We start from the raw sequence: 14,872 nt of genomic DNA on the forward strand, positions 1-14,872 counted from the left end.
CGTCCCGGAAGGCTTGGCTTGCATCGCTCCTTTCGACCGGATTTCACGCACCCAATTCAATTTTCCGGTCGAAATCTTTCACCCTCTGCTCGCCTCGTCCTCACACCCGCTCCCACATGACAGGTTCTTCAGGACCGACTAATTATTCTCTTGTGGAATCCAATTAGGGCGAGGCACAAAATAAATAACGAAAGTTACCGAATCGATGTCGGGTTTTGCTTGGGGAATCCGCTTCATCTCATGTAGCCATCATGATTCAGCACGAATGTTTCACGCGTTCGGCCGTCCCCGCGTTCGGCCGAGGGGCTGTTTTCCCAGGCCTGTGGCGTGAAGCCTTTGGTGATGGCGGACCGCATCGTTCCGCTCCCAGAACCGAAAAAACAAAATGAAGACCCAAATCCACCCCCAAACCAAAGACCAGGCCCGGCCCAAAACATCCGCGGCTTGGCGATCCAAAACCACCGCCTCGTATGCGGCTGTCGGCCTCGCACTGGCCGCCTGGCAGGCCGCGTTGGCGCCCGCACACGCCGCCAACATCACCAAAGCCGCCACGGGCACGGACTTGAATGCCGGCGCCAGTTGGAACGGCGCCGCCGCGCCCTCGGCCGCGGATGTGGCCACGTGGGACAGCACTTCGCTCGGCGCCGGTCTGACGCTGGGCGCCAACACCAACTGGCTTGGCGTGAGCGTTTCCGGGGCGTTGACGGACATTTCCGTGACGGGCACCGGCGTGCTGACCTTGGGCTCCGGCGGTTTTGATTTGTCCGCTTCTGCGAACAACCTGACGTTGGCTAACACCGTCAGCCTGGCCGCGGATCAAACCTGGAATGTGAGTTCCGGCCACAACTTGACCGCGGGACGCGTCATCAATTCGCCGTTCAACCTGACCAAATCCGGCGCGGGCACCGTGACGCTGGGCGCGGGCGGCGCCAGCACGCTGGATGGCACGTTGAACATTACGGCGGGCACCATTCAGATTGGCGTCAATGACATGACGACGGCCGGCCTCACTGGCAGTGGCACGCTCGAAAACGGCAGCGCGACGACGCGGTGGTTTTTCGTCAACACCAGCACGTCCCAGACGTTTGACGGCGTGATCCAGAACGGTGCGGGTGGCGGCCTGCTCGGCTTCATCAAACGCGGCGCGGGCACGCTGACGTTGAACAATGCGGCCAACAATTTCGGCGACATGCTGGCGATGGATGCCAACAGCGGCCGCCTGATCTTGAACGCGGGCACCTATTCAGCGAACGCCGGCTGGGGTGCGGCGTGGGTGGATGGCGTGATGGAAATCAACGGCGCCTCGGTGAGCTTCAATCGCAACGCGGCCAACGCCTATGACTCCAGCCTGAACATCGGCGATGCCTCGGGCCTGATCGGCGCGGTGCATCTCAACTCCGGCAGCGTGACGCTTCCGCGCCAGGTGGCGATGGGCAGCGCGAGCGGCGCCTACGGTGCGTTCTCACAATTTGGCGGCACTTTCGCCATCACCAATTCCGGTTTCTTCACGCTCGGTCTGGGCACCGGACTCGGCGTCTATAACCAGACGGGCGGCAACGCCATTCACTTCGGTCCCGCCACGCTCGGCGCCGGCGGATCCAGCGTGGGCGTGGTGAGCTTCAGCGGCAACGCGACCTTCACCAACACGTATGTGGGCGGCTGGTCGTTCATGGTCGGCGAGAGCGGCCGGGGCATTCTGAACATTTCCGATGGCGCTTCGGTGGCCATTTCGGCGCAGGACATCACGGTGGGCGTCAATGCCAGCGGTGATGGCACGGTCAACCTCCGCGGCGGCACGCTGACGGCGAGCCGCATCAACGGTAACTCCGGCACGAGCAAGGTGCTCAACTTCAATGGTGGCACGCTCAAAGCCTCGGGCAGCAACAGCACCCTGATCACCAACCTGACCGCGGCCTACGTTTACGGCGGCGGCGCCACGATTGACGATGGCGGGAACAACGTCGCGGTGAGCCAGCAGCTGCTCGCGCCTTCGGGGCAGGGCGTCACCTCCATTCCGGTCACCGCCGGCGGTTCCGGTTACATTGACGCGCCGCTCGTGCTGATCACCAACGTGGACGGCAGCGGCGCCACGGCCATTGCGCAGATTGATTACACGCTCGGCACGGTGACCAACATCCTCGTCACCAATCCGGGCAACGACTACAACACGCCGCCGACCGTGACGCTGGCGGGTGGTGGCGGCACGGGTGCGACGCTCGGCGCGCCGACGTTGGCGGCCAACAGCACCACGGGCGGTTTGACCAAACTGGGCACTGGCACGGTGTCGCTCGCGGGCGGATACACTTACAGCGGCCCCACGAAGGTGCTGGCCGGCACGCTGGCGGTCAATACGCCGACTGTTTATCCCACCACTGCTGGCGATGTCACGGTGAGCAACGCCAGCCTGTCGCTCGACTTGTCCTCCGGTGGCAGCTATTCCTACACCCCGCTGCCGGCGGCGGCATTGACGCTGGCGGGAGCCACCACGAACAACCTGAGCTACGGCACCGTTTCGGGCACGCCCGCGGCGGCCATCAACGCCACCTCGCTTTCCGTTTCCGGCACCAACGTCATCAACATCACGGCCAGCGGCCTCGGCGTCGGCCAGTTCCCGCTCATTCAATACGCGGGCACGCCCCTGGCGAACTTGAACAACTTCAAGCTCGGTTCGCTGCCGCCCGGCATCGTGGCCTCGCTGGTCAACAACACCAGCAGCCTCTCCGTCGATTTGCTTGTCACCAGCGCAGGGCAGGTGCTCACGTGGTATGGGGCGGACAGCCTGGGCACGCCGTTGACCACCTGGGACATCAACAACAGCGCGAACTGGAACTACGGCGCGGCGAAGTATCTCCAATACAGCGGCAACACCTACGGCGACAACGTGACGTTTGACGACAACCTCTACTACACGCTGGAAGGAACCAACGTGACGATTGCCACGCGGGTTGTCCCGGCGACCCTGACGGTGAACAACACGCAGCCCTACAACTTCATCGGCGCGGGCGGCATCGATGGTTCCGTGACCCTCGTCAAAACCAATCTGGGCACGCTCTTCATCGGCACCAGCAACAACTACTCCGGCGGCACGATCATCGGCGGCGGCACGCTGGCGATTGCCAGCGACAGCGCCCTGGGCACCAACACCGGGCCCGTAAGCCTGCTGGGTGCGACGCTGGAACTGGACGGAAACCTGGCCAGCGCCCGCACCATCACCCGCACCGCCGGCTCCACCATCGGCGTGGTTTCAAATGTGTCGGCGACCTTGAGTGGCAGCATCGCCGGCACGGGCGACCTGACCCTCAGTTCGCTCCTCAATGGCAATGTGACGCTGAGCGGACCGATTGCGGGTGCGGGTTCGCTGTTCAAAACCGGTGAAGGCGCGGTGACCCTGGCTGCCACCAACCCCATCGTCGGACACGTCTTCGTCAATTCCGGCACGCTGGTGCTCGATACCGGCTTCTGGATCAGCAATTCCACCTGGAACAGCGTCGGCCAGATGGGCACCGACAACGGCACGCTGACCCTCAAGGGTTCAGGCGCCTTCGTCACCTCGTCGGACTTTAACGTGGCCGACGTGGACAGCTCGATCGGCACATTCAACCTCCAGGACACGGCCACCCTTACGGCGAACAACATTTTCATCGCCTCGGCCAACAGCACCGCCTCCACCGCCATCGGCACGGTCAACCAGACCGGCGGCACGGTGACGCAAACGTCCACCACGGCGGGCAACTTCACGATCGGCGGCCGTCGTTCCGACGCCCCGGGCGGTGTGGGCACCTACAATCTGAGCGGCGGCACGGTGCTGGCGGCGGCGGCGGTTCGCATCGGCGGTTACGGCAGCGGCACGGTGAACCAGTCGGGCGGCCTGTTCAGCGCGGCGGCCGGCGGCCTCAACCTCGCCCGCTTTGCCGGCTCCAGCGGCACCTACAACCTGAACGGCGGCACGCTCCAGACGTTTAACGTGGCGTCCAGCGCCGGCACCAATGCCGTCTTCAACTTCAACGGCGGCACGCTCCAGGCGGCCGCCAGCAACCCGGCCTTCTTCGAAGGCTTGTCCCGCGCCAACGTGCGGGATGGCGGGGCCGTCATTGACACCGCCACCTTCAACGTCTCCCTCGCGCAGCCACTGCTGACGAGCGACATCGGTGGGGATTTGGGCACGGGCGGGTTGACGAAACTCGGTGTGGGCGTCCTCACGTTGACCGGGTCCAACGCCTACGCGGGCCCGACCATGGTCAGCCAGGGCACGCTCCTCGTGACGCCGGCGCACCGGATGGCCGCGGGTGCGGTGAACGTGGCCAGCGGGGCGACGTTCGGCGTGACCCTGTCCACCAGCGGGGCGGCGCAGGTGGGCGCTTTGACGCTTGGCAGCGCCAGTGTGGATTCAACCATCGTGGCGTTCAGCCTCCTCACCGGCACCAACCCGGCGAACGCCGTGCTGGAATGCGGCCCGGTGACACTCAACGGCACGAACACGATCAGCGTCTCGGGCCTGCTGAATTCCGGCACCTTCCCGGTGTTGAAATACACGGGCGCGCTGGCCGGCAGCGGCTATCTGAATCCCGTGGCGCGCACGCCGCACGGTTATTCGGGCACCGTGTCAAACGACGTGGCCACCTCGACCATCTACGTGACGGTCAGCGGTTCGGGCGGCATCGTCTGGCAGGGCTACAACGCCGATCCCGGCAAGACCAACCTGTGGGACATCAACACCACCACCAACTGGCTGTCGGGTGTTTCGCCGAGTGATTACGCGGAACTGGCGCCGCCCGGTGACAAGGTCATTTTTGATGACACCGGCAGCGGCGTCGTGATCCTGAGCAATACTGTCAGCCCGGCCAACGTGCTCATCACGAACAGCGCGAAGAGCTACACCTTCCAGGGCCCCGGCCATATCGCGGGCACCACGGGATTGACCAAGACGGGCGCGGGCACCGCGACCGTCAGCTTTGCGGGCAACAGTTACACCGGCCCCACCACCATCAGCGCGGGAGCCCTGGCGGTTGCGGGCGGCAGTGCCATCGGTGATTCCAGTGCGGTCACGCTGGCCAATGTGGCCGGCGCCACCTTGCAGATTACCAACGGTGAAACCGTCGGCTCGCTGTCGGGCGGTGGAACCACGGGCGGCAGCGTCGTCATGCTCAGCGGCAACCTGACCGCGGGCGGCGACAACAGCAGCACGACCTTCGCCGGCCGTCTGAGCGGTGCCGGGGGATTCGTCAAGGCCGGCAACGGCACGATGACCTTGACTGGCGCCAGCAATTCACTGACCGGCATCCTGTCCGTCAACGGTGGCTCCCTGAACATTCCAGCGGGTTCGACGGTGTTCGGCACGGGCCTTTCGTTTGTTGGATACCGGACGGGGAGTGGCAACATGACCGTGGCTGGGAGCAGTCTCACTACCGGCGGCGACCTTGGAGTTGGGTATTCGGATCAGAATGGAACGGCCTACAATGCCGTGGGCACGCTTACGGTTACCAATGCGACTGTCTCGCTGGGCGGCCGGCTCATTGTTGGCCGGGGTAACAACAACCAGAATACCGTCACAGGCACCGTAACCGTCGAAAACGGCGGCACACTCAATTCGGAGGGCGACGTGCTGCTCGGTTTTGCCGGCAATGCCAACCTCGGAAAAGTCGTGGTAAACGGCGGCACGCTGAATCTCGCTTCAACGACCAAACGCTGGCTCATCATGAGCCAGTGGGACACATCGCAGTCCGAAGTTGATGTGAACAGTGGTCAGTTGAACATCAATGCGAACACGGATATCCGGTTCGCCATTTCGGGTAACACCGGAATCAACGTGTTCAACCTCAATGGCGGCGCGGTCACGTTCTTCAGTGACAATCACACGACCGTCGGCGGATCGGGCGTGGTTGACCTGCACCAAGGAAACGGCGGATCCGTTGACAACACCTTCAACCTGAATGGCGGCACGCTGAGCGTGTTCGGCATCCTCACCGCCAACGCCTCGGGCACACGGACGTTCAACTTCAACGGCGGCACGCTGCGCGCGGTGGCCAACAACGCGGCATTCGTGAACCTAGGCTCCGGCAATGCCGCGGCCAATGTGCGGAACGGCGGCGCCATCATCGACACCGCCGGTTTCAACGTGGGCATTCCCCAGGTGCTGCAACACTCGGCCGTTGCGGGCGACAACGACCCGGACGGCGGTCTGACCAAGCTCGGCGCCGGCACCCTGTCGCTGAACGGCCTCAACACCTACACCGGTCCGACGGCGGTCAATGCGGGTTCGCTCGGCGGCACGGGCGTGATCAGCGGTCCGGTCACGATCGGCGCGGCGGGCACCCTGGCGCCTGGCGCGGCCGTGGGCGCCATCGGCACCTTGACGGTGAACAACAACCTGTCCATCGCCGGCAACATTGCTGTGGATGTGAACACGACCAATCCGGCGACGAACGACGTGTGCGTGGTCAGCGGCACGTTGAACAACACAGGCACCGGCACGGTGCAGGTGAACAACCTCGGCCCGGCTCTCGTGACGGGGAACACGTTCAAATTGTTCAGCCAGCCGGTCGTCAACGGCGCGGCGCTGGCCATCTCCGGTGGCGGCTCGGGTGTGCATTGGACGAACAACCTCGCCGTGGACGGCTCCATCCGCGTGTTGTCCGTCTCAACCACGCCGACCACGCCCACGAACCTGACTTACGGGGTGAGCGGCAACGTGTTGACGCTCTCGTGGCCGGCGAGCTACCAGGGCTGGACGCTTCAGGCGCAGACCAATGTGCTCGGGGTCGGCCTCACGACCAACTGGGTGGACGTCGCGGGCAGCCAGGCGCTGACCACGACCAACTTCACCGTGAATCCGACGAATCCGGCGGTGTTCTACCGGCTGAAGCTGACGACGCCGTGATGAACTGATCGGGCTGGGATTGCGGCAATCTGCCGCAATCCCGGCCGCTTCACCGCTGCACTCACGCGCACGCCAAGGCCAGGGGCGTCTTGGGGTTCGCCGGAGGCAGCGGTTTTTTATTGCGAATACAGCTTCATGACGCGCCGCCCCTTCCTCGCAATTTCGCCGTGTTGCCGCGGCCGGACACCTCCTGCTTGCCGCCGCGGCGAGTTCCGGGCATCGCGTGGTCGTGCCGCCGCCTGTCCCGAACGACGTCTTGGCCGCATCGGTTGCCTTCGGCGCAAGCGGAGCCAGCACGAGGTTGGAACCCCATGAATCGTTCGCGAATCCAGCGTCGCATTCTGTGGGGGCTTCTCTCCGTTAGCTTGGTTTCGGCAGGTTTGTTCATTATGCTCTCCGGGCGTGCGCCGTCCGGAACCGCGTCCGAGGGCGCTCCTCAGCCGACGGCGGCGGCGGCGCGTTCCCAGCCGGGCGTGCCGCCTGTGAACCGGCCGCCTGCTCCCGTTGCGGTTGGCGTGTCGAACTACGCCGGTTTTCAAATGCGGCCCTTTCCGGTCGCTCGCGAGAGCGCCAGCTTTCAATGGACGGCCGAAGATGCCATGGACACGAATGTCGTCCGCCAGCTGGCGCACAATGACCGGGAATACCAGCGCATGGTGGAGGAAAACCGCCGCCTCAAACGCCGGCAGCTCGTTTACATCCGGAACACCACGGCTTCAGTGATGGAACAGTCGCGGGCGAGTGGCGAACCCGTCAAACAACTCACGCTGCCCGGCTTCGATGGCCAGGAACTGCCATTTGCGGTCGAGCGTGCGGACGTGGAGTTTTCAAAACAGTCCGGCACGCTCACGGGCCGGCTGGCGAATCGCCCCGGCTCCCTGGTCACGCTGGCCTTCCAGTTTGGCCGCGAGGCGTTCACGGTGGTTTCCCCGGCGGACGGCATCTATTTGCAGGCCTTCCCGCGGGAACCGGGCCAGCTGATCCTCACGAGTTTTGATCCCGAGACGTATCTGGCGTTGCCCGAGGGCGAGCCCATCAAAACCACCAACACTTTCAAGATTGCCCAATGAAACCATTCACATTGAAGCGGACGGTCCGGACCGCCCTGCCCGTCATCGGCGTCGCGCTGGCGCTTCACGGTGGCAACCCGGCCTTCGCTGTTGCCGAGGCAGATTTGCTGGTGGCCTACGATCAGAGCTATTCCTCCTCCGTGGGCGGGCAGGACAACGCGAACGTGCTCACCGCCAACGCCGTGGCGGGTTGCAATGCCATTCACGAGCGCAGCGGCACCGGCGCGAAGGTCCGCATCGTTGGCTATTATCAGGCGGCCCAGAGTCTTTATCAGGCCACGTCCAAGGGCGGATTCGTCAATTGGATGGCGAGTTATGATTCGCACATGACGGACGTGGTGGATGCCGGCAACGCACGCGGCGCGGATTTGGTGACTTGGCTTTGTGTTTCCACCGCAGATGGCGCCGCGGCCGTGGCGCAGCAGCCGGGCCGTTACTCGGCCTTCGACCCGGGCCAGTTTTGGGCCGCGGTCGTGGCGCATGAACTCGGCGGGCACAACTTCGGTTGTGCTCACGAAGGCGGCAAAGGCGATCCCAGCAAGACGGTGATGATGCACAATTATTGCGGGGGCGGCGCCACGCCGCCGTATTTTTTCAGCAACCCGAACATCTGGCTCAATGGGATCCGGCTGCAAGGGGACGGTGGCTGCCTGGGCTGGGTAGCCAATGGGGGCGACAATGCCTACCTCATCAGCACCACCTGTCAGGGTGTTTCGGACAGTTACGGGCGGGTGATTACCGCGCCGAATTTGGACAACGTCGTTCGTCACTGGTCCTTCAACCAGCCCGCCGCGGCCGTCTCGGCGGGCACGACGGTCACCGATTTGGTTTCAGGTGTGGCCATGGCCACCGTTCAGGGCAATGGCGCCGTCTTCAACGGCAGCGGCCTGGTGTTGCCCGGTGGTGCGGCCGGCAGTGGCGCGGCGTATCTGCAATTGCCTGGCGGAATCATCTCGGCCTACACGGATGTCACCATCGAAATTTGGGCCCGGACGATCTCGGCGCAGAACTGGGCGCGGCTGATGGATTTCAACAACGGCACGGCCAACTACATCATGCTCACGGCGTGCAACGGCACGGATTTGAACGCACAGCGCTTCGACTCGGCCAACGGCGGGACCTCCGTCACCCTCGACAGCGGCCTTCCGACGGCGGCCGGCGTGCTGCATCATTACGCGATCACCTACGCGAGCACGGGCGGCAGCAGTGGACGCTGGACCTGGTATCGCGACGGCGATGAGGTGGCCTATCTCGACGTGGGCTACGCGTTGTCGGCCTTGCAGGACGTGAACAACTGGCTGGGCCGCTCGGCCTACGGCTCGGATGCGCTGGCCAACTGCGAGTATGACGAAGTCCGCATCAGCAACGTGGCGATGACCCGCGACCAAATCGCCGCCAACGCGCGGCTCGGCCCGAACCGGGTGAGTGCCGATGCGGTCCTCACCGGCGACGATCCGATTGGCTCGGCTTCGTTCGCTGCGGCCGGGAACTGGAGCGACGGGCTGGCGCCGGGCGCCGGCAAGAGCTATGAGACGTATGGATTCCGGCTCCGCACGCCCGCGGACGGCATTTCGCGATCCTTCGCGGGACAATCCCTGAAGCTCACGGGTGGCGCGCTGACCTGGAAGGGCACCTCCAGCAGCACGATCACCGTCAATGATTTGAGCCTCGGAGGCACCGACGCGGAACTCCTGAACGCCGGTTCCGGGACGTGGACACTGGCCGGAAATCTCAACGTTGCCGCCGACGAGGCGCGGGTGCGCGCTGCCAACGGTCCGGTGAACCTCGCCGCCAACCTGAGCGGCGGCGGCGATCTGCTGCTGGTGAACAACACGGTGACGTTGAGCGGCAACAACACCGCGTTCACCGGAAAAACCATCGTTGGCGACGGACGTTTTAGCGCCATTTCAATCAATTCCGAAGCCCGCCTCGGCGCCAATCCTACCAACTTTGTTGCTGACCAGCTCACGCTCAATCGCGGCATCCTTTACAACACCGGCAATCTGACCCTCTCCAACTCGAACCGCGGCATCCGGGTTGGCGCGAGCGCGGCCCTGTTCAACGTGGCTCCCGGCACGACGCTGACGCTGGCGGTGCCGTTGTCCAGCTCCGCCTCGGGGGATTCGCTGGTCACCGTCCCGCTATATCCCAATCCGGTTTCCGGCCTGCTGATCAAGGAGAACACCGGCACGCTGGTGCTGACGCATCCGAACAATTCGCACGTTGGGGAAATCGACATCAATGGCGGCACCTTCACCGTGGGTGGCGCAGGCCGGCTGAACAATGGCGATCAGGCCATGCCGGTTGTCAACAACGGCACGCTCACCTTCAGCACCACGGCGGATCAAATCGTAAGCGGCGCCATTTCCGGCAGCGGCACGCTGATCAAAAGCAGCACGGGGACGTTGACGCTTTCCGGCGCCAACGCGATGAGCGGCGCCATGCTGGTCAACGGCGGAAAGCTGTTGGTCAATGGCGCCACCACCGGCTCTGGCCCCGTGACAGTGGCAAGCGGCGGAACCCTTGGTGGAACCGGGTCTGTGACCGGGCGGGTGACGGTGCAAGCCGGAGGAACCATTTCGCCGGGCCCGGGCATTGGAACGTTCACCGCAAATGGCAACGTGACCCTTCAGTTGGGCACCACGACCTTCATGGAGATTCGTAAATCTCCGTTCGGTGGCGACCAGGTGGTCGTCGGCGGCACGCTGACGCTGGGCGGGACGCTTCAGGTGACGAACCTGGCAGGCACGCTGGCGTATGGTGATACGTTCACCCTGTTTCAGGCCGGGACAATCAGTGGCAGCTTCTCCGCTTATTCGTTGCCGGCGCTCGCGGCCGGGCTCAAATGGGACACGAATGCCATCCTTTCCGGCGTCATCAGCGTCGGCTCCACGAACGACGTGCCGCCGCTGGTTCCGGCCGGCTTGTCCGCGTCGTGGGTTGCTCCCACGCAGGTGCGGCTGGTTTGGAATGCGGCCTACGGGGCAACGTCCTACAGCATTCAACGCGCCCCCACTGCGGGCGGACCTTACACGATGATCGCGACGGGCGTGACCAGCACGAGCTTCAGCAACGGTGGTCTCGTTCCAGGCACGAGCTATTACTACGTGGTCAGCGCGGTGAACTCGTTTGGGGAAAGCGCCAACAGCGCACCGGCGGCCGCCATCGCCATGGTCACCAAGGCGCTTTGGAATTTTGAGGAGGGAACGGCGGATGCTTACGTGCCTTACAGTCCGGGCACCGCCGGTCAATATGACGGCAGCATCCACGATGTTTCCGGCAGCGGAAATCCGCTCTCCGCGTGGTCGTCGAGCTGGGAATGGTATCGGGCGCAGGTTCCCGCCGCCGTTACCCCACAAACCGGCACGGCCAACACGCTCAGCGTGCAGAACGCAAACAGCTATCCCGCGATGTCCGCCATCGGCACCGCGCTCACCACGTGGAGCCCGGCACAGTGGACGATGGAGGCGGTCATCCGGCCCGACTCGGCCACGAGTGGCTTTCAGACCTTCATCGGCCGGGACAGTCAGGGCGCCTACGCGGGCAATACGGCGTTGTCCACCCTCTATTTCGCCGTGCGTCCTGCCGGCAGTCTGGCCATTCAGTTCACGGATGCGGCAGGGAACAATTGGAACCTGGAATCCGCAGGCAGCGCCGTCGCCTCCGCCAAATGGCAGGCCGTGGCCGCGACCTCCGATGGCCGGACGCTCGCGCTCTATTTGAAGAACGTCACCGACGGCGCGGCCAATTACACGTTGCTTGGCACGCTGGACATCTCGGCCAGCGCCAACCCGGCGCTTGCCACCGGAGCGGGCGATGGTGCGGACTGGGATCCGGGCGTCATCGCCGTCAGCCGCGGTCTCTACAACGGCGGCCATACGGACCGCTTCTTCGGTTATCTGGATGATATTCGCCTGACAACCGGCGTGCTCAATCCGGCGGCGTTTTTGTATAGCTCGCCACCGGCACTCCCGGCGGCGCCGACCGGCCTTGCGGCCAACGTGGGCGCGAACAATCGGATTGATTTGAGCTGGCCGCCCAGCGGTGACGCCACGAGTTACTACGTCAAGCGGGCCACCGTCAGCGGCGGGCCATACACGACCATCGGCAACCCGGTCGGCACCAGCTTCGTGGACAACGGCCTGGTCAACGGCACAGTGTATTACTACACGCTCTCGGCGGTGAATGCGGTTGGCGAAAGCCCGAATGCGGGCGAGACAGCCGTCCGGTTGGTTTCGTTGACGCCGCCAAGCCTCACGCTCACGCCGGACGGCGGCACCAACCTGTTTACGCTGTCCTGGCCGGCGGATCACACGGGCTGGCGGCTGCAAATGCAGACCAATTCGCTGGGGACAAATTGGTTTGACGTCCCCGGCGCGACCGCGACCAACCTGATGACGTTGCCGGTGAATCCAGCCAACGCCAGTGTGTTTTACCGGCTCGTTTACCCGTGACCACGGATGGTTTATTGGATCAAAAGAATGAAAAAATTAGTCCTCAAAATGACAGTCTGCCTGGCGGTTACCTGTGGATGGCAGCCGACGCAAGCAGCCGATACCCTGTCCGGCATGATTGGCGTCGGGACGTGGGCCACGCGGGCTGAGTTCAAAGACATCAAGGTCGTGAAAGGCGGGCAGACGCTCTTTGCCAGCGACTTCTCAAACGGACTGCAAGGTTGGAAGACCGCGCGCGGCCAGTGGGAAGTGGTGGATGGCGCCTTGCGGCAGACGAGCAACGAGGAGGATGCCCGTGCGCTTGTCGGCGATCCTTCGTGGAGCGACTACACGCTCACGCTCAAGGCGCGGAAGCTGGGCGGCAACGAGGGCTTTCTGATTCTGTTCGCGATGCCGAAGGCCGACACCAACGTCAAGTCGTGGTGGAATCTCGGCGGCTGGGGCAACACCCGGCACGCCATCGAATCGCCCGGCATGTTTGCGGAGCCGGTGAACGGCAGCATCGAGACGGGTCGCTGGTATGACATCAAGGTCGAACTGAGCGGCAACATGGTCCGGGCGTATCTCGACAACAAACTGATTCAAACCGCCAGCAAGCCGTCTGACGCAGACGCGCAACGGGAGTTCGGCCATGCGCTTATTCCGGATTTGATTGCCGATCCCAGCGTCGCGGAGTTCAACGGAACATTTTATCTCTACGCCACGACCGATGGCGCGGGCCGGGGATTGGCGACTTCGGGTTTGCCGGTGGTGTGGAAATCAAAAGACTTTCTTAACTGGAGTTTTTCCGGGTCCATTTTCCCGGACAACTTTGATGCGAAATATTGGGCGCCCAGCAAGCCGGTGCTCAAGGATGGCCGCTATTACCTCTTCCCCACGCTCGACAATCGTATCACCGCGGTCGTGGCCGATTCGCCGGAAGGCCCGTTTCGCACGCTGGACGGCAAGGACATCAACAAGACTTCGGGCTGGAAACAGTTTCCGATCAACGTGGGACATCCCATTGACGCGGAAATTTTGCACGACGACGATGGCAGCTATTACATGACTTGGTCGCAGCGTTACATCGCGAAATTGAAGCCAGATTTCTCCGGTTTCGACGGTGAGCCGGTCCCGATTCGCACCAAGCGCGGCGGTTACTCGGAAGGGCCATGCCTGTTCAAACGCAACGGCATTTTCTATTACCTCTACACGCTCGGCGGCAACGAAAACTACCAATACGCCTACATGATGAGCCACAACTCGGTGCTCGGCCCGTGGGAATCGCCGGAGCAGGACATCATCGCCACGACCGACCGGCAAAAGGGAATTTTCGGCCCCGGCCACGGCTGCTTCTTCAATCCCCAAGGCTCGCCGCAATGGTATTTCGTTTATCTCGAATACGGCCGCAGCGGCACGACCCGCCAGGTGATGGCGGACAAAATGAATTTCAACGCCAACGGCACCATTCAGCCGATCACCTTGACCTTGCAAGGTGTGGGCGCGCTGCGGCCCGATCCTGATTATGCCACGCCCAATCTCGCGTTGGGAAAGAGCGCCACGGCTTCGTCAACCTTGCCGGACTTCCGCATTCCGCCCATCTCTGATCCCCTGCTGAACCGGATCGAAACTCACGCTCCCGCCAACGCGCTCGATGGTTCCAACGGCAGCCGCTGGATGGCCGCCGCGAACGACAGCCATGCGTGGTATCAACTGGATTTGGGCGAGGCGCGCGACATCAAGCGCACCGAGCTTTATTTCGTCAAGCCCACCGCCGGCCATGCTTACAAGTTGGAATGCTCGCTCGACGGGAAAACGTGGCAGCCTTACGGCGGGCACGAGGACCTCAAGGTGCAGTCTCCGCATACGGACGCCAAATCCGTGCAAGCCCGTTATCTCAAACTGACCATTCTGCAAGGAACTCCTGGGCTTTGGGAGTTCCGGGTGTATTGATGTTCGGTGTGCTCAAACTTGGTGCGTTATTGTGGCGGAAAATTGAGGCGGAAGAGCGCAGTAAGAATGAAGCCCAATGATGTGTTTGCCAAAGCTTAAAATATCGGCCTGCCTGACGTTTGTGCTGTTCGCCGCCGAGATTCTGCATGCTCAAGATCGCACGGTGCTTTTCAGCCCGACCGATGCGGGCGTATCCAAGCCGGCCAACTGGGGCTTGGACACGGCCTGGTATGACGAAAACAATGTTCGTCGCGGCGGCATTTTCATGGGGACGAACAACGTGGATATCGTTCGCATTTCTTTTACCACCACCAATGCTTTGGTGGCCGGGCAGCTTGGCGCGGCGCAGCTTTATTTCCTCACCAACCGGCTGACCTGGGTGGACCGGTGGGCCAACCCATTCACGACGGTTTGCATCAATGAAGATTCGCCCACGATTGACCCGTGGTATTACGACGGCAGCGTGGTGAATTCCACGAACTGGGCCGCGAACATCGTCGCGCACGCCATGCGGGCAAAGGAATGGGGCCGGACGGTTG

General features: G+C 63.2%; 5 protein-coding genes. All 5 read left to right on the plus strand.

Going from position 1 to position 14,872, the window contains the following annotated elements; all coding sequences use genetic code 11:
* Window positions 1–385: 385 nt before the first annotated feature.
* Entirely contained in the window at window positions 386–6,877 is a 6,492-nt protein-coding gene (locus VFV96_07930; GenBank protein HEU5070327.1) for an autotransporter-associated beta strand repeat-containing protein, read from the plus strand.
* A gap of 389 nt (window positions 6,878–7,266) precedes the next feature.
* Entirely contained in the window at window positions 7,267–7,947 is a 681-nt protein-coding gene (locus VFV96_07935) for a hypothetical protein (GenBank protein ID HEU5070328.1), read from the plus strand.
* A complete protein-coding gene (locus VFV96_07940; GenBank protein ID HEU5070329.1) occupies window positions 7,944–12,401 on the plus strand; it encodes a LamG-like jellyroll fold domain-containing protein in 4,458 nt (1,485 codons plus the stop codon). The genes VFV96_07935 and VFV96_07940 overlap by 4 nt, the downstream gene beginning before the upstream one ends.
* 27 nt (window positions 12,402–12,428) lie before the next feature.
* Window positions 12,429–14,333, plus strand: coding sequence for a family 43 glycosylhydrolase (locus VFV96_07945; protein HEU5070330.1), 1,905 nt, complete (start codon window positions 12,429–12,431; stop codon window positions 14,331–14,333).
* A 76-nt stretch (window positions 14,334–14,409) separates the two neighbouring features.
* A partial coding sequence (locus VFV96_07950; protein HEU5070331.1) for a hypothetical protein occupies window positions 14,410–14,872 on the plus strand: 463 nt, incomplete at its 3' end.

Source organism: Verrucomicrobiia bacterium, from assembly GCA_035765895.1.
Taxonomy (GTDB): domain Bacteria; phylum Verrucomicrobiota; class Verrucomicrobiia; order Limisphaerales; family DSYF01; genus DSYF01.